Origin of the sequence: Cryobacterium sp. MDB1-18-1 (assembly GCF_004402735.1) — a bacterium.
Lineage (GTDB): Bacteria > Actinomycetota > Actinomycetes > Actinomycetales > Microbacteriaceae > Cryobacterium > Cryobacterium glucosi.
This window is the reverse complement of the sequence record NZ_SOFR01000011.1, coordinates 1-16,144: the sequence shown is the minus strand read 5'-3', so window position 1 is coordinate 16,144 and position 16,144 is coordinate 1. Positions and strand designations below refer to the sequence as shown.

The 16,144-nt window shown below is 70.6% G+C and carries 13 protein-coding genes; 7 read left to right on the top strand and 6 right to left on the bottom strand.

What is annotated here, in order from left to right; genetic code table 11:
• Window positions 1–97 precede the first annotated feature (97 nt).
• The 4 genes from recQ to E3O50_RS02275 form a co-directional block, all read right to left on the bottom strand.
• Window positions 98–1,900, bottom strand: coding sequence for a DNA helicase RecQ (gene recQ, locus E3O50_RS02290; RefSeq protein ID WP_241975367.1), 1,803 nt, complete (start codon window positions 1,898–1,900; stop codon window positions 98–100).
• A 392-nt stretch (window positions 1,901–2,292) separates the two neighbouring features.
• Window positions 2,293–2,922, bottom strand: coding sequence for a copper resistance CopC family protein (locus E3O50_RS02285; protein ID WP_134446270.1), 630 nt, complete (start codon window positions 2,920–2,922; stop codon window positions 2,293–2,295).
• 9 nt (window positions 2,923–2,931) lie between these two features.
• On the bottom strand, window positions 2,932–3,648 hold the full coding sequence (locus E3O50_RS02280; protein WP_134559206.1) for a YcnI family protein: 717 nt from the start codon (window positions 3,646–3,648) through the stop codon (window positions 2,932–2,934).
• Window positions 3,649–3,748: 100 nt separating this feature from the next.
• Window positions 3,749–4,471 (bottom strand): hypothetical protein, encoded by a 723-nt coding sequence (locus E3O50_RS02275; RefSeq protein ID WP_134559205.1) that lies wholly within the window; start codon window positions 4,469–4,471, stop codon window positions 3,749–3,751.
• Between the two features lie 117 nt (window positions 4,472–4,588).
• Between E3O50_RS02275 and E3O50_RS02270 the strand changes: the two genes are divergently transcribed.
• A complete protein-coding gene (locus E3O50_RS02270; protein ID WP_241975365.1) occupies window positions 4,589–5,563 on the top strand; it encodes an EamA family transporter in 975 nt (324 codons plus the stop codon).
• Between the two features lie 178 nt (window positions 5,564–5,741).
• Here E3O50_RS02270 and E3O50_RS02265 read toward each other — a convergent pair whose 3' ends face one another.
• On the bottom strand, window positions 5,742–7,982 hold the full coding sequence (locus E3O50_RS02265) for a DEAD/DEAH box helicase (RefSeq protein WP_134559203.1): 2,241 nt from the start codon (window positions 7,980–7,982) through the stop codon (window positions 5,742–5,744).
• A gap of 318 nt (window positions 7,983–8,300) precedes the next feature.
• Between E3O50_RS02265 and E3O50_RS02260 the strand changes: the two genes are divergently transcribed.
• The 3 genes from E3O50_RS02260 to E3O50_RS02250 all read left to right on the top strand — a co-directional run bounded on the left by E3O50_RS02260 (window position 8,301) and on the right by E3O50_RS02250 (window position 11,347).
• The gene (locus E3O50_RS02260; protein WP_134446266.1) at window positions 8,301–9,425 is read left to right on the top strand and encodes an FUSC family protein; all 1,125 of its coding nucleotides are present in this window, start codon (window positions 8,301–8,303) and stop codon (window positions 9,423–9,425) included.
• 157 nt (window positions 9,426–9,582) lie between these two features.
• Complete coding sequence (locus E3O50_RS02255) at window positions 9,583–10,794, top strand: lytic transglycosylase domain-containing protein (protein ID WP_134564543.1); 1,212 nt, start codon at window positions 9,583–9,585, stop codon at window positions 10,792–10,794.
• A 178-nt stretch (window positions 10,795–10,972) separates the two neighbouring features.
• Window positions 10,973–11,347 (top strand): hypothetical protein, encoded by a 375-nt coding sequence (locus tag E3O50_RS02250; protein ID WP_134446264.1) that lies wholly within the window; start codon window positions 10,973–10,975, stop codon window positions 11,345–11,347.
• Between the two features lie 8 nt (window positions 11,348–11,355).
• On the opposite strand, the gene E3O50_RS02245 is transcribed toward E3O50_RS02250, so the two are convergent.
• Entirely contained in the window at window positions 11,356–12,138 is a 783-nt protein-coding gene (locus E3O50_RS02245; protein WP_134560431.1) for an IclR family transcriptional regulator, read from the bottom strand.
• 107 nt (window positions 12,139–12,245) lie between these two features.
• Here E3O50_RS02245 and hutH point away from each other — a divergent pair, with 107 nt between their 5' ends.
• The 3 genes from hutH to E3O50_RS02230 all read left to right on the top strand — a co-directional run bounded on the left by hutH (window position 12,246) and on the right by E3O50_RS02230 (window position 16,018).
• The gene (gene hutH, locus E3O50_RS02240) at window positions 12,246–13,871 is read left to right on the top strand and encodes a histidine ammonia-lyase (RefSeq protein WP_134560429.1); all 1,626 of its coding nucleotides are present in this window, start codon (window positions 12,246–12,248) and stop codon (window positions 13,869–13,871) included.
• Window positions 13,872–14,009: 138 nt separating this feature from the next.
• Window positions 14,010–14,657: a response regulator transcription factor gene (locus E3O50_RS02235; protein WP_134560427.1), complete on the top strand. Its 648-nt coding sequence runs from the start codon at window positions 14,010–14,012 to the stop codon at window positions 14,655–14,657.
• Between the two features lie 14 nt (window positions 14,658–14,671).
• Window positions 14,672–16,018, top strand: a complete 1,347-nt coding sequence (locus E3O50_RS02230) for a sensor histidine kinase (RefSeq protein ID WP_134560425.1) — start codon at window positions 14,672–14,674, stop codon at window positions 16,016–16,018.
• Window positions 16,019–16,144: the final 126 nt, after the last annotated feature.

Sequence of the window (16,144 nt, the reverse complement as noted above, 5' to 3'; positions counted from 1 at the left end):
AGGCTACAAAGGCGGGTGCCGCGCCCGGCATCCGTCTTGTAGCTTTCCACAGGCGCCGCGCTCGAACGAGTGCCCTTAGGCACAAAAACGAGTAATCCTAAGCGCCCGCCGCCGCGACGACCTCGAGCACGCCGGCTCCGTAGGCCTCGAGTTTCTTGGCGCCGACGCCGGAGATGCCGTCGAGGTCGCCGATACCGCCGGGGTTCGCGACCGCGATCGCGATCAGGGTCGCGTCGCCGAAGACGATGTACGCGGGCACGCCCTGCTCCTTGGACACGCTCGAGCGCCAGGCCCGGAGCGCCTGGAACAACGCCTCCTGCTGCGGGGTGAGGTCGGCGGCTGCGGCCTTCGCGGCGCCGGTGCGGGCGGAGGAGGTGGATCGTGCCGCGCGCTCGGGCTCGCTGCGGAGCTCGACGGTGCGATGGCCGGCGAGGACCTCTGTGGCGATCGGGGTGAGCACGAGGGTGCCGTATTCCCCGGAGGTGGCGAGGATGCCCTGGGCGAGCAGCTGACGGACGACGCCGCGCCACTGTTGGTCGGAAAGGTCGGCGCCGATGCCCCAGGTCGCGAGCTGTTCGTGGTGGTGCTGAGTCGTGCGCGGTGTGGTCTTGCCGCGCAGGATGTCGACGATCTGGCCGGCGCCAAAACGCTGGTTGCGCTCGCGCAGCAGGCGCACGATGGTGGAGAGCAGCTTCTGGGCCGGCACGGTGCCATCCCAGCCGACGGGCGGTTCGAGGCACGTGTCGCAGTTGCCGCACGGCTCGCTCGCCTGGCCGAAGTAGCGCAGCAGGTTGACCCTGCGGCAGTGCACCGTCTCGCAGAGGGCCAGCATGGCGTCGAGGTGCGCGGAGAGCTTGCGGCGGTGGGCGAGGTCGCCGGGCGACTCGTCGATCATGCGGCGCTGCTGCACGACGTCCTGCAGGCCGTAGGCGAGCCAGCCGGTCGAGGGCAGGCCGTCACGGCCGGCCCGGCCCGTCTCCTGGTAGTAGCCCTCGACGGACTTGGGCAGGTCGATGTGGGCGACGAAGCGCACGTCAGGCTTGTCGATGCCCATGCCGAACGCGATGGTCGCGACGATGATCACGGCCTCCTCGCGGAGGAACCGGGACTGGTTGCGGGCGCGCACCGCCTGGTCGAGGCCGGCGTGGTACGGCAGCGCGTTGAGGCCGTTGGCGCGCAGGAATTCGGCGGTCGCCTCGACGCTCTTGCGGCTGAGCGCGTAGACGATGCCGGCGTCGTGCGGGTGCTCCGTCTTGATAAAGGAGAGCAGCTGCTTGCGCGGTTCGGCCTTCGCGACGATCCGGTACTGGATGTTCGGACGGTCGAAGCTCGCGACGAAGTGACGCGCCCCCTCGAGCTGCAGGCGCTGCGTGAGTTCCTGGTGCGTCGCATCCGTCGCCGTGGCCGTGAGCGCGATGCGCGGCACGTCGGGCCAGCGGCCGGCGAGTTCGGACAGGGCGAGATAGTCGGGGCGGAAGTCGTGGCCCCACTGCGAGACACAGTGGGCCTCGTCGATCGCGAAGAGCGCGATGGTGCCGCGCTCGAGGAAGCGCTTGGTGGCCTCGGAGGAGAGCCGCTCGGGGGCGACGTAGAGCAGGTCGAGGTTGCCGGCGAGGTAGTCGCGTTCGACGCGGGAGCGTTCGGCGGAGTCCTGGCTCGAGTTGAGGAATTCGGCGCGGACACCCACCGCGGTGAGGGCGTCGACCTGGTCCTGCATGAGCGCGATCAGCGGGGAGATGACGATGCCGGTGCCCTCGCGCACGAGGGACGGGATCTGGTAGCAGAGGCTCTTGCCGCCGCCGGTGGGCATCAGCACGACGGCGTCGCCGCCCCCGATGACCTGGTCGATGATGGCGGCCTGCTCGCCGCGGAACGAGTCGTAGCCGAACACCGTGCGCAGCGCCTCGGCGGCGGTCGCGAACTTCGCGGTGGCGCGCCGGGGCGGGGCGGATGCCTGCGCGAACGACGTGCGGATGGGTCCGGATCCGCCGGCACCGGCGCCCGGGTCGACTCGGGAGCCGTAGTCGGAGCTGTTTCCCTGGCCGTCGCCCGCTCCGTAGTCCGGGGGCGGCGGAGCGTCGTAGTCCTCTGGCGCATCGCGGTCGTCGGGCACCCACTCGTCCGGTTCACGGGGCAATTCGGCAGTCCAACTCACCCAGCGAGTCTACCGGCGACCCCGGACACCCTCACCGGCTTTCCCCACCCCGCCCGTCTCGCGAGAGTACGAAATGTGCCCCTTCCCGTAGCGGGAAGGGGCACTTTCTCCGCTTTCGCGAGCCGGGGTGGGGCGGGTTAGGGGGTGGGGCGGCGGCGGGTGAGGAGGAGGGTTGCGGCTACGGCGAGGATGACGGCAGCGGCGGCGCCGGCGATCCAGAGCAGGTCGGTGGGGGCGACCGCGCTTTGCGCGGCGCCGGGGGCGGCGGACGCGTCGGCGGCGGCACCTGGGGTGTCCGTGGGGGTGGCGGCGCCGCAGGTCGGGGCGGCGGCGAGGCCCTGCGCGAGCACCTGACCGGTGGCGGGCTGCCAGGTGAAGGTGTAGCTGCCCGAGACCGGGTGGCCGTCGGTCGAGACGACCTGCCAGGTCACCGTGTACTCCCCCGGCTGGCCGAGCTGGGCCGTGGTCTCGAGCTTCGGGCCGAAGAGGGTGACGCATCCGTCGCCGTAATAGAGAGGTGCGGAGGTCGGACCGCTGATGCGCATGGCGTTGCCGGTTCCGGTGCCGTCTAGGTTCAGCAGGGCGTCGTTGGTGGTGATGGTGAAGTGGCCTGGCTGCTCGGTCACGACCGAGTTCTCCGCGGGCGCGTACCCGACCGGATAGTTGTGCGCGGACGCCGGGGCGGCGGAGAACCCCAGCGTCGCGGCAACCACGGCCGCGACACCGAGCGCGCGCAGGGACCAGTCGCGGACGTGGTTGCTTCGCATGGTTCTCTCCTAAGCCGAGTGCTTGCGACGGGCGGTGATCGCGAGCACGAGGCCCACGACGCCGACGACAAGGCCGCCGACTCCGAGCACCCGGGCGAGCACGTCGGGGGCGGATGCCGCGGCATCGGCCGATTCGGAGCTCGCTTCGGTGGTGGTGTCGGTGTGGGCGGCGCCGTGCTCATCGGAGGCGACGGCCGCGGTGACGGCGATCGACGGCGCCGGGTGCTCCGGTTCGGCCTCACCCTCGACGGTGTGGGCGTCCCAGTTCGTCGAACCGGTGACACAGGTCTGCACGACGGGGAACTCGAGGGTCGTGCCGGCCGCATCCGTGGGGATCTGCAGGCTGAGGTCGAACGTCGTGCGCAGGCCGTCGGCCATCGGGGTGATCGCCGTGTAGACGACGGCGCCGATCCTGTCGGTGATCGAGGTGCCGTCCTCGTCCGTCAGCGGGGTCGCGAGCGGAGTGGAGGTCTTCTCGACGGTCCAATTGGGGTTGACCGTCGGCGTGACACTGACGACGCTCTCCGGGATGGCGATGCTGATGGAGGTCGTGGGTGATCCGGCGCAGCCGTGCGGGAGCGCGAAGCTCAGCACGGAGTACGAGCCGGCCGCGGCCGAGGACGGGTCGATGTCGATGTGGGCGCTCGCGGAGAGCGGCGCGGCAAGGGCGAGAATGCCGCCGGCGAGCAGGGCGGATGCCGCGAGGGCGGTGGTCTTGAACGTCACTGTGGTTCCTTAGATAGTTGGCGGCACCGAACAACCGGGGCATCGGGCTGCAGCGCACGCGACTGCCCCTGGTTCGGAGCGAAAAGCAAAACGGTCTGGTCTAGGCGAAACGCAGGGTCTCCGGCGGGCCGCGGTGCCGCATCACGGACAGGAGCACCCCGAGGTCTCGGGGCAGGAAGACGAGCGTCGGCGCCGGGACGCGGTGCGCCGTGCGAGCGCGGACCGGCAGGCTGCTGGCGACCAGGACCCTGCGGACGACGAGTCGCGCCGCCGCGACGAGGATGCCGAACGCACGTTCGCCATGCCGGAGGGCGACGATCGTCACGACGGCCGCCAGCAGGTGCGCGAGCGACATCAGGGCCGCGTCGAGGGGGGCTGCGGACATGCCGGTCATGCCGGCCATCGGCAGGGCTGCGTGGGCGCCGGACAGTCCGGGGACGCCGGACAGTCCGGAGACGCCGGACAGTCCGGGCGCGGTCGTCGCGCCCGACTGCACCGAGAGCAGGGCGGAACCCGCCGCGTGACTGTGGGCGGGCAGGGTGCCGGCCGGGGCATCCGTTCGCAGGGAACCGCCGGATGCGCCGAGGGAGAACAGGCCGTGGAAGATCAGCTGGCTCGTGAGCACGGCCGCCGTGGTACGCCAGAGGGAGGCAGCGCGGCCGGCGAGGCCGATGCAGACGATGCCGGCGAACGCGAGGGAGATGACGACGGGAAGGAGACCGGGGGCTGCGCCGCCACCGAGGGTGTGCGACAGTGCCGCGACGAAGGTCGCGAAACCTGCGATATACCAGCCGCGAGCGAACCGTGCCCAGCGTGCGGTCATCGTTCCTCCTCCGGCCGTGTCGCTCCCACCATACCTGTGCCGGAATCGCCGGCGTGTGCCCGGTGCGTGCGCCCGGTGCATGAGCCTGGGCCTGGCTGCGCAGCTCGCATAGGCTGGATGCCTATGCTCACCGCCCTGGTCGGACTCGCCGGCGCCCTCATCTACGGGAGCGCCGACTTTCTCGGCGGCCTCGCGGCCAAGCGGCTCAGTTCGGTGCTCGTCACCGCGGTCGCCGCGAGCTCCGGGCTGCTGGTCCTGCTCGTCGCCCTGCCGTTCGTGGGAGGCGTCTGGTCGCCGGACGCCGTGCTCTGGGGTGCGCTCTCGGGGGTGACCGGTGCGATCGCGATCTCCCTCCTGTATGCGTGCCTCGCGATCGGTCCGATGAGCATCCTCTCGCCCCTGACCGCCGTGGTCTCGGCGGTCGTGCCGATGACCGCCGGCCTCGTCGGCGGCGAACGGCTCGCGCCGGTCGGATACGCCGCCCTCGGTCTCGCGCTCGTCGCGGTCGTGCTCGTGGGCTTCGTGCCGGAGAAGGGCGCGGTGCGGCCGACGACTCTCGGGGTGCTGATGGCGATCGGGTCCGGCGTCATGATCGGCGCGTTCCTGATCCTGATCGACCTGACCCCCGACGACAGCGGCCTCGTACCGCTCGTGCTCAACCGGGCGGTCAACGCCGCGATTATGTTCTCGATCGTGGGTGTGCTCGCCGTCGTCGCCGCGCGCCGGCGGCGGGTGCTCGCGGGGGCCGGCAGTACGGGCGTGGCCGTCGCCGGTTTCGGGGCGACGGATGCCACTGCTCGCGCAACAGACCCGGCCGCGGTTCCCGCTCACACCGGTCGGCGCTCCCGGTCCACCCTCACGATCGGCCTGACGCTCGCCGCGGTCTGCGGTCTCGTCGACGTCGCCGCGAACTTCCTGCTGCTCATCGGGATCCGGATCGGCGACCTCAGCGTGATCAGCGTGCTGACGGCGATGTACCCGGCCGGGACGATCCTGCTCGCAGCGGTCGTGCTCAGGGAGCGGATCGCGCCGGTGCAGTGGGTCGGCCTCGGTCTTGCGCTCGCGGCGGCCGCGATGCTCGCACTCGCCTGACCCGCGGCATCCGCTCACCCCTCGCCCCGAACCGTCTCGCGAGAGTACATTTTTGGCCCCTAAAACCGCGTTTTAGGGGCCAAAAATGTACTCTCGCGGGACACGGGGGCGGGGTTAACGGCCGCAGGGCACCCACCGGATGGTGAGTGCCCTGCGGGGGGTGCGAGTGGAGCGGGTGTTACAGGCCGGCGAGCTCGCGGACGGCTGCGTCGCCGGGGGCGGCGTTCATGAAGCTGGCTTCGATGTCGGCGCGCTCGAGGAGCTCGTCCATGCGGCGACGACGCTGCTTCGGGATCAGCGTGACGACGGTGCCGGACTTGCCTGCACGGCCGGTACGACCGGAGCGGTGCAGGTAGGTCTTGTACTCGTCGGGGGCGTCGGCCTGGATGACCAGGTCGATGTCGTCCACGTGGATGCCGCGGGCCGCGACATCCGTCGCCACCAGCACGTTCACGCGACCGCTGGTCAGCATCTGCAGGTTGCGGGTACGGCGGGCCTGGTTCAGGTCGCCGTGCAGGCTCGTCGCCTTCACGCCGGCGTCTTCGAGCTGCTCGGCGAGCTGCTCGGCGTACGCACGGGTGCGGGAGAAGATCAGCGTCTTGCCCTGGCGGTCGACGAGCTGGCCGATGATGGCGCTCTTGTCGCGGTGCTCGATGACGAGGACCTTGTGGTCGATCGTGGAGGAGGCCTGGTCTTCACCGGCGACCTCGTGGACGGCCGGGTTCGTCAGGAACTCCTTGACGAGCGAGGCGACGCCCTTGTCGAGGGTTGCCGAGAAGAGCAGCTTCTGGCCGCCCTTCTTGGTCTGGCGCAGGATGCGCTGGACGGGCTCGAGGAAGCCCAGGTCGCACATGTAGTCGGCTTCGTCGAGGACGGTGACGACGACCTCGCTGAGGTCGAGGCGACCCTGTTCGATGAGGTCCTCGATGCGGCCGGCGGTGCCGATGATGATGTCCACGCCGCGCTGGAGGGCGCTGACCTGGCGGTACTGCGGAACGCCGCCGTAGATCTGGGTGGTGAAGAGGCCGACGCTGCGGGCGATGGGCTGCACGGTGCGGTCGATCTGCAGCGCGAGCTCGCGGGTCGGGGCCAGGATGAGCGCGCGGGGCTTGCGGGCCATCTTGCGGTCCTTGGCGCCGTTGTTCTCCATCAGCTTCTCCACGAGGGGAGCGCCGAAGGCGATCGTCTTGCCGGAGCCGGTCTTGCCACGGCCGAGCACGTCGCGCCCGGCGAGCACGTCCGGGATGGTCGCGGCCTGGATCGGGAACGGGCTGGCGGCACCGAGGGCGCCGAGCTCGCGGACGATGTTCTCGCCCAGGCCCAGGTCGCCGAAGGTCACGCCGACAACTTCGGCAGCCGTCGTCGCGATGGCTTCGAGGCGCTCGAGGACGACGTCGTCACCGGCGGCGAAGTGCGCCTTGGTGTCGCGGCTCGGGTAGAAGTTGCTGGAGTGGCCGCCGTCGTCGTGCGCGGAACGGTTGCTGCGGTCGGAGTGCGAACGGTCCGGGCGGTCGCCGTACGAGGGACGCTCGGTGCGAGCCGCACGGTCGGGGCGGTCGCCGTAGGAGGGACGCTCAGTGCGGGCCGGACGGTCGCCGTAGGACGGGCGGTCGGAGTGCGAACGCTCGGGACGGTCGCCGTACGAGGGACGCTCAGTGCGGGCCGGACGGTCACCGTAGGAGGGACGCTCGGTGCGGGCTGCACGGTCGCCGTAGGACGGGCGGTCGTTGTTGTAGGCCGGACGGTCGGTACGGGGACGGTCGTTGTTGTAGGCCGGACGGTCCGTGCGGGCCGGACGGTCACCGTAGGACGTGCGGTCGTTGTTATAGGTCGGACGGTCCGTGCGGGGACGGTCGTTGTTGTACGCCGGACGATCCGTGCGGGCCGGACGGTCACCGTAGGAGGGACGGTCCTTGTTATACGCCGGACGGTCGGTGCGCGGGGCGCGGTCGCCGTAGGACGGACGGTCGTTGTTGTACGACGGACGGTCGGTGCGGGGACGGTCGCTGTTGTACGACGGACGCTCAGAGCGGGCGTTGTACGTGGGGCGATCGGTATTGCTGTGCGTCGGGCGATCGGTGCGCGAGGCGCCGTTGTACGACGGACGGTCGTTGTTGTACGACGGGCGGTCGTTGCCGCGGGCGGGACGGTCGCCATAGGCGGGACGGTCATTGCTGCGGGCCGGACGGTCACCGTAGGCCGGGCGGTCGTTGGTGGGGCGTCCTGCGGCGCGGTCGGCGCGTTCGCCGGCGTTCCAGCGGGCCTTCTTGGGGGCGCCCGCATCGGCCTGATAGCCGCGGTGGCCCGGGCTCTTGCTGCCGTTGTTGGATCCTCCGCGGGAGGGTCCGCCCTTGGCGGCGTACTTCGGGTCGAAGTTCTTGTTGGATCGGCTGACAGCCGGATTGTTGCTCGTAGGCATAGAAAATTCCTGGGTTGTATTGGGTACATGGCAGAACAACGACGCACATGCATCGCAACCTGAGAACCCGGGCAGTCTATGGCCGGGGCCGTTCACATACAGTGATTTTTCACCAGCGGATTACTGGGAAACCGGCCCATCCTGACTTACAAACCCATCCGCGCATACAAATTCACACGGTGTCAAGAGCCGACCTGTCAACGTTACCGGATAGTCCCCCAAAAGTCACGGACCAGTTTCGGGGCACCCCGGGTTCGGTCGCCTACCGGCAGAAGAACCGGTTCGGGAGGTACCGTGTCGTGACAGAAGGAGACGGAGATGACGCGATCGGGCGTACGGCGGACCGTGCGGCACGCGCCCCGGTGGGTGGGATCGCAGCTGACCGCGGCTCGGCTGCTGGCCGCGGCGAAGGCCGCCCTCGCCGTGGCCATCGCGTGGACGGTCGCCGGATACCTGCCGGGGGTCGCAAACGAGTATCCCTATTACGCGCCGCTCGGAGCGCTCGTCAGCATGTACCCGACGCTGATGAGTTCGGTTCGAAACTCACTGCAGACCCTCGGCGGCCTCTTCGTCGCGATCGTGCTCGCGGGTGCGGTGCTGCTCGTGAGCGGTCCGAACGTGCTGACCATATCGCTGGCCGTCGGTGTGGGCGCGCTCGTCGCCGCGACAGGGGTGTTCGGCGCGAACCGGGAGTACATCCCGGTGACGGCCCTGTTCGTGCTCATCATCGGGGGACCGAATGCGGACGGGTACTCGATCGGTTACCTCGAGCAGGTGTCCCTGGGCATCGTGATCGGCCTTGCCGTGAACCTCCTGATCCTGCCGCCCCTGACCCTCGACGCGGTCGGCCGCCAGTTGTCGCACTACCGCGGCAGGCTCGCCGGCCACCTCTCCGACCTGGCCGAGGCCCTCACCGAGAACTGGCCGCCCGAACGCGACGACTGGGCGAGCCGCGGCGACGAACTCATCAGACTCGTGCGCGACGTTCACGATGCCCTGTTCCACGCGGAAGACAGCCGCAAGGGCAACCCTCGGGCCCGCATCCACCGGCGCGACCTGGCCAGTGACCGGGACGACCTCGCCGCGCTCGAGACCGTCACGTTCCACGTGCGCGACCTCACCGATGTGCTCGCCGGGGTCGCCTGGGGGGCTCCGATCGCCCTCGAACTGCATCCAGAGCTCAGGCCGCCACTCGCCCGGGCCCTGCTCGCGGTCGCCGCAGTGCTGACCGAGTGGGAGTCCGGCCGGGACGGAGACGCCGTCCTGACGGACTCTGGCGCATTCGAGACGGCCGAGACCGCCGTGGCCCAGCTGACGGCCGAGTTGGACACCCGGCACGACGCCACTCCCGCGACGGCGATGGGCGCCGCGACCGCGATTTCGCTGGACCTGACCCGGATCCTCGCCGCCCTCCGCCCTCGACTGGCCCGGACCGCGACCTGATGCGGGCTGTTCCGGCGGATGCCCGGACCCGGCCTCCCGATGTCGCCGCCCGGGAATCCGCCCGGGAATCCGGCCGGGACAGTCCAAGGACCGCGAACTACACTCGGTAGACGGCGGGCGGAGACAGGTGCGATCGAGAGTGCGGGCATGGAGCGTGATGGCGGCCGTCATCGCGCTGCTCGGTGCGTCCGTGACCGTCGCCATTCCCGCCCAGGCCGACGACTATCCGAGCTGGGCCGACGTCGAGGCCGCCCGCGCCTCGACCGCTGCGACCGAGGCGGAGGTGACCCGGATCGGCACCCTGCTGACCGGGCTCGAAACCCAGGCCGCGACGCTCGGAGACGCGGCGATCACCGCGAGCGCGGCATCCGCCACCGCCGACACAGAATCACGCGCGGCCGCTGCGCACGCCGAGGACCTCGCGCGCCAGCTCGCGACCGCGACCGAGAAGGCCCAGACAGCGGATGTCCAGCTCGGGCTTCTGGGTGCGCAGCTGTACCGCTCCGGGGCGAGCGACGCCGTCGCCACCCTGCTCCTGGTTCCGGGCCAGGCGAGCGACCTGCTGTCGGCCCTCAGCACCTCGACCCGGCTGAGCGAACTGACCTCCGGCATCCGCGACCGGGCGCTCGCGCAACGCAATCTCGTGCAGAGCCTCGAGGAACAAGCCGCCGTGGCGTCGACGGAACGCGACCGCCTCGCCGTCGAGGCGAAGGATCGTGCGGCGGCCGCGGCCGAGGCCCAGCGCGCCGCCGATGCGCAGCTCGCCGAGCAGCGCACACGCTCGGACGTGCTCGACGCCCAGCTCGCGAGCCTGAAGAACACGACGGCCGAGACGGAGCGCTCCTACCGGGCCGGCGTCGCCGCGGCCGCGGCATACCAGAAGCAACAGGAAGAGGCCGCGCGGGCGGCTGCGGCGAGCGCGGCGGCCCAGGCCGCTGCGGCAGCGGTGGCCGCTCAACCGGCGGCGGCGAGCGGGTCGGGCGGCTCAGGCTCGAGCGGATCCTCCGGTTCCGGCTCCTCAGGCGCGGGCTCGACCACGGCTCCCCCGACCGCAACCGTGTCGTCTCCGGCTGCGGCCCGGGCGTACGCGGCGGGCGCGGTCAGCGCGCGCGGCTGGGGCGGCAACGAGTACACCTGCCTGGTGTCGCTCTGGAACAAGGAGTCCGGCTGGCGGGCCGACGCCTACAACGCGAGCTCCGGGGCGTACGGCATCCCCCAGTCGCTACCGGGAAGCAAGATGGCGTCCGCCGGCTCCGACTGGCGCACGAACGCCGCGACCCAGGTCGACTGGGGCCTCGGCTACATCGCCGCCGTCTACGGAACGCCCTGCGGTGCCTGGGCGCATTCGGTCAGCGTCGGCTGGTACTGAGCCGGGCATCCGCTGCGCTACGGGCTCCCTGGAGTGACCGATGCGGACAACTGGTGCCCGTGCACCGGCCACAGTTGTCGGCAACGGCCGCAGTTGCGACCGGTGGGCCCGCGGGTGCATGCGCCGCGCGAGAATGGACGCAGGTCGCCCGTCCGCGGCGACCGGAGTGGAGCCCCGCATGACCGAATCCGAGCTCGTCAACCTCTGGATCAAGACCCGCTGGCACGTCATCGTGTCCCAGGTCGCCCCGACCTTCCTGCTCACGGCACTGGTGGGTTTCCTGTCCCTGGGCCTGGCCGAAGCCGCACCGAGCGTGCGGGTCGCGGCGGCCGGTGTGCTCCTGGCCTCCGGGATCCTCGGTGCCCTCGTACAGATCAACGCAGCCAATGAGGCCCTCGCTGTCATCGCCGACCTGCGAGCCGTGGGAAGCACGTCAGCCGTGACCCTGCGCATCCTGTCGGCGGCGCCGTGGGTGAACGTGGTGCGGTTCGTGACACCGGCCGTCTTCGTCGTCGTCTACGTTGCCCTGCTGATCGCCCTGTTCGCGCACTGAGGCGGATGTCACGGACGGCCGTGGATGCGGCGGGAGAGTTCCGCGGCGGTGCCGGCGAGCTCGGCGGCCAGCGCGGGCCACAGGTCTTCGGCGATCCGCTCGCGGGGGAAGGTCACGGCGATCCCGGCGGCGGGCCAGCCCGCGTGGTCCCGCACTGCGACGGCGACGGATGCCATCCCCGGCGTGATCTCCCCGTCCTCGCGGGCGAAGCCGTCGGCACGCACCGTCGCCAGCAGCGCACGCAGCTCGGACGAGCTCCGCGGCCCCTGCCCCGGCCCCTCCCCCTGCCGACGCGCGAAGGCCGCCTTGTCCGGATACAGCGCACGCAGCTGGGCCGCGGGCAGCGCGGCGAGGAGCGCGCGCCCGCTCGCGGTGAGGTGGCTCGGGAGGCGGACGCCGACATCCGTGACGAGGGAGGGCCGCCGCGGCGCGCGCTCCTCGACGAGGTAGACCACGTCCCGGCCGTGCAGCACGACGAGGTGCGCGCTCTCGCCGAGCCGGTCGACGAGCTGCGCGACGAGGGGGCGGCCGAGGTGGGACAGCGGCTGCTGGCGGGAGAATCCGGTGCTGAGCTCGAAGGCCGCGACGCCGAGGCCGTAGCGGCGTTCCTCGGGGAGGTGCACGACGAAACCCTGCTCGACGAGCACGGCGAGCAGCTGGTACACCGTCGACCGCGGCAGGTCGAGGGCCGTCGCGATCGCGCTCGCCCGGGCCGGACCTCGCTGGGCGGCAAGGTGGGAGAGTAGCCGCAGGGTGTTCCGGGCGGCAGGGACCTTCGGTGTGACCACCATCCGGTTGCCCCTTTCCTGCCGGCCTCGTGCGCCAGATGTCCGGTATACCGGACAGATTCGAGTGTATCCGTGTCCCCTGGCGGCCGCGCAGGGTGTGCAATCGAAACATGAGCCACACCGAAGAATCCGTCACCGCGGGCATCCACCCGGCCGCAGCATCCACCGCCACACGCATCACAGCCACAGCCACAGCCACAGCCACGGTCACCGTCGGAGCTGGCGCGGTCTCGTTCGCCGACGTCGTCGCCGTCGCCCGCCTCGACGCGCGCATCGTGCTCGATCCGGCCGCGCTCGCCGGCGTTGCGGAAACCCGTGCCATCATCGACGGGCTTGCGAGCGACGTGAATCCGCACTACGGCATCTCCACCGGCTTCGGCGCGCTCGCGTCGACGTTCATCACGAGCGACCGCCGCGCCCAGCTGCAGGCGAGCCTCGTGCGCTCCCACGCCGCCGGCAGCGGGCCGGAGGTCGAACGCGAGGTCGTGCGCTCGCTCATGCTGCTGCGGCTCTCGACCCTGATGACCGGACGCACCGGAGTGCGCCCCGCGACGGCCGAGGCCTATGCCGCCGTGCTCAACGCCGGCATCACCCCGGTCGTGCACGAATACGGGTCGCTCGGTTGCTCGGGCGACCTCGCCCCGCTCGCCCACTGCGCCCTCGCGGTGATGGGCGAGGGCCGGGTGCGCGACGCCAGCGGCACACTGATGGGCGGCGGGGAGGCCCTCGCCGCGGCCGGAATCACCCCGGTCGTGCTCGCCGAGAAGGAGGGCCTCGCCCTGATCAACGGCACCGACGGCATGCTCGGAATGCTCGTCCTCGCCCTGACCGACCTGAGCCGACTCCTCACGACCGCCGATATCGCCGCGGCGATGAGCGTCGAGGCGCTGCTCGGCACGGATGCGACCTTCGCCGCCGACCTGCAGGCACTGCGGCCCCAGCTCGGCCAGGCCGCGAGCGCCGGCAACCTCCGCGCGATCCTCGCGGGCTCCCCCCTGCTCGCCTTCCACGCCGGCCCGGAGGACCCCACCGTCCAGGACGCCTACTCGCTGCGCTGCTCCCCGCAGGTGCACGGCGCCGCCCGCGACACCGCAGACCACGCCGCCCTGATCGCCGGGCGCGAACTCGCGAGCGCGGTCGACAACCCGGTGGTCACCCTCGACGGCCGGGTGATGTCCAACGGCAACTTCCACGGCGCCCCGGTCGGCTACGTGCTCGACTTCCTCGCGATCGCCGCCGCGGACGTCGCGAGCATGAGCGAGCGCCGCACCGACCGTCACCTCGACGCGCACCGTAACAAGGGCCTGCCGCCGTTCCTCGCGCACGAGGTCGGCGTCGACTCCGGCCTGATGATCGCGCAGTACACCGCCGCCGGGATCGTCTCGGAGCTCAAGCGCCTCGCCGTGCCGGCCTCTGTCGACTCGATCCCGTCCTCGGCGATGCAGGAGGACCACGTCTCGATGGGGTGGGCCGCAGCCCGCAAGCTCCGCCGCTCCCTCGACGGTCTCGAGCGGGTGCTCGCGATCGAGATCATGACTGCCGCCCGGTCGCTCGACCTGCGCGCGCCGCTCATGCCGGGGGCCGCGACCGGCGCCGTGCGCGACCTCGTCCGCACCGTTGCCGAGGGTCCGGGGCACGACCGCTTCCTCTCCCCCGAGATCGAAGCCGTCGTTCAGATCGTCGCGACGGGCGCGGTCGCGGATGCCGCGGCATCCGTCACGGGGCCGCTGGCCTGAGTGCTCGACGGGCGCCCGGTTCGTCCCGAACGGGGGTATCGCGACGCATGGACGAACCGGCCAGGTGAGGCCATGATGATCACCTGATCACGCAGGTAGTCCAGTTCCCGACAGGGCAGCGACCGACCCGGGGGAACAATGATTCGCATCCTGCTCGCCGACGACCACACCACGTTCACCGAGCTGCTCGCAGGCGCGCTCAACCGGGAACCGGATCTCTGCACGGTTGGGACAGCCCAGAGCGCACGAAGAGCCGTCGAGTTGAGCCGGGAGCTCCAGCCCGATCTCATCGTCCTCGATTACCACCTGACGGACGGCAGCGGACTCGCCGCCGTCGCACTCATCCTCGCCCAGCGGCCGTCGACCCGGATTGTGATGCTCACCGGCGATCCCAGCCCGGAGGTGATCGAGCAGGCGGCGGCGCTCGGCGTGTGCGCCTTCCTCCCCAAGGATGGGTCCCTCGCCGGGCTCGTCGACACGATCCGTCACGCGCGGATCGGCTCCTTCTCGCTACACCCCTCCCTCATGGTTCAGCTCAGCACCCAACGGCAGTCCCGGATCCTGGAACAGCCGTCAACGTCGCTCACACGTCGCGAGCTGGACGTACTCGCCCTGATGGCCGAGGGCACTGAGGTTCGGGTCAACGCCCAGATCCTCGGAATCTCCGAAAACACCTGCCGCGGCTATGTGAAGTCGATTCTCGCCAAGCTCGACGCGCACTCGCAGCTTCAGGCCGTGGTCAACGCGACGAAACTGGGCCTCCTGGAGGTGCGGGAGCATGCGTAGTCCAGCATGCGACGATGGCTAAGATCCGTCATCGCCGCGACGCACGCGACCGGGGATGGCTCCGCGACCGGGGTGGGGCCGCTGATTCATCGGAGGTGCGGAGCGCCGTCCTGCGTTTCCTCGCCATCGGTGTGATCACACTCGTTGCCGTCCTGATTCCGGTGTACGCCTGGATCCACGGCCAGGCCGAGCAGCGTGCCCTCGCCGAAGCCATACTGCGCACTCATCAACTCGCCGATTTCACGGTGGGCCCGCTCCTGGACAGAGACGTCCGGGCCGGAGACGCATCGGCGATCAGTCGTGTGGATTCCGGGGTCAGGCCGTGGATGGCAGACGGCTCCCTGGTGCGGGTCAAGATCTGGAGCGGCGACGGGAAGATCCTGTATTCGGACAGCGCGGACCTGATCGGCGACACGTATCCCCTCCCGGCGTGGAGCCCCGACCTCCTCTCCGGGGGGCGGGAACACGCCTGGCTCGGCCAGCCGAACGGCCTGGACACCGTGAACGAGGCGGCGGCAGGCGAGCTGGTCGAGATCAACGTCCGCGCAACGGATGCCGCGGGATGGCCGGTCATCTTCGAGGCGTATTTTGACGATGAGGCCGTTCAGAACGCCCAATCCCGGCTGATGCTGGACGTGCTCCCGGTGCTCGTGGTCTCGCTCGTCCTGCTGCAGATGGCGCAGCTCCTTCCTGCGATCGGACTTGCCCGCCGGATCCAGGCCGGCCAGACATCCCGAAGGCGCCTGGTACAACACGCCATCGTCGCGTCCGACTTCGAAAGAAGAAGAATCGCCCGGGAGCTCCACGACGAGGTGATCCAGGACCTCGCCGGCCTGTCGTACGCCCTGGAAGCGGAGGAGAGGCATGGTGCGAGTGAGCGGCGCGCGCTCACCGGGCAGGCCCGTGGGATCCTCCTGCGGAATCTGCGTACCCTGCGCGCCATCACCACCGAACTGTATCCGCCGGACCTGGAGCGCCTCGGTCTCAACGAGGCGCTCCGGCGCCTTCTTGACCACGTGGCCGATACCGGCATTGTCGTGCACTCCGAGTTGTCGCCGGATGTCCCGTCAGACAAGGACCGGATCGCCGTGCTGTACCGCGTCGCCAGGGAGGCCCTCGCCAACGTCGTCAAGCATTCCCGCGCCTCCGTCGTCGACCTCGTCATCACCGGGGACGCTGTGACGACGAGCCTGTCGATCCGGGACAACGGTCGTGGCTTCGACCCGGCGGCGGCGGCCCCCGGTGGGCACCTGGGACTGCGGATCATGCGCGACACGGTGCAGATGACGGAAGGGTCCCTCTCCATCACGTCCGCCGTCGGAGAGGGAACCACCGTCCTGGTGCGGATTCGCCGGGCCTGACCAGAACCGGCCCCCGCACGGCCTCTCCGCTACGGGACATCGAAGGCGTCCAGGTCCTGGTTGGCGGTGGTGAGGCCGTGGGCGGTGCCATCGAAGTAGACCGACCAGGTGCCCGCGTTGTAGTAG

Excerpts from the sequence above, each read along its gene's own strand:
- E3O50_RS02285 (WP_134446270.1), bottom strand. The coding sequence starts at position 2,922 with ATGCGAAGCAACCACGTCCGCGACTGGTCCCTGCGCGCGCTCGGTGTC.
- E3O50_RS02275 (WP_134559205.1), bottom strand. The coding sequence starts at position 4,471 with ATGACCGCACGCTGGGCACGGTTCGCTCGCGGCTGGTATATCGCAGGT.
- E3O50_RS02270 (WP_241975365.1), top strand. The coding sequence starts at position 4,589 with ATGCCTATGCTCACCGCCCTGGTCGGACTCGCCGGCGCCCTCATCTAC.
- E3O50_RS02265 (WP_134559203.1), bottom strand. The coding sequence starts at position 7,982 with ATGCCTACGAGCAACAATCCGGCTGTCAGCCGATCCAACAAGAACTTC.
- E3O50_RS02260 (WP_134446266.1), top strand. The coding sequence starts at position 8,301 with ATGACGCGATCGGGCGTACGGCGGACCGTGCGGCACGCGCCCCGGTGG.
- E3O50_RS02255 (WP_134564543.1), top strand. The coding sequence starts at position 9,583 with ATGGCGGCCGTCATCGCGCTGCTCGGTGCGTCCGTGACCGTCGCCATT.
- E3O50_RS02250 (WP_134446264.1), top strand. The coding sequence starts at position 10,973 with ATGACCGAATCCGAGCTCGTCAACCTCTGGATCAAGACCCGCTGGCAC.
- E3O50_RS02245 (WP_134560431.1), bottom strand. The coding sequence starts at position 12,138 with ATGGTGGTCACACCGAAGGTCCCTGCCGCCCGGAACACCCTGCGGCTA.
- hutH (WP_134560429.1), top strand. The coding sequence starts at position 12,246 with ATGAGCCACACCGAAGAATCCGTCACCGCGGGCATCCACCCGGCCGCA.
- E3O50_RS02235 (WP_134560427.1), top strand. The coding sequence starts at position 14,010 with ATGATTCGCATCCTGCTCGCCGACGACCACACCACGTTCACCGAGCTG.
- E3O50_RS02230 (WP_134560425.1), top strand. The coding sequence starts at position 14,672 with ATGGCTAAGATCCGTCATCGCCGCGACGCACGCGACCGGGGATGGCTC.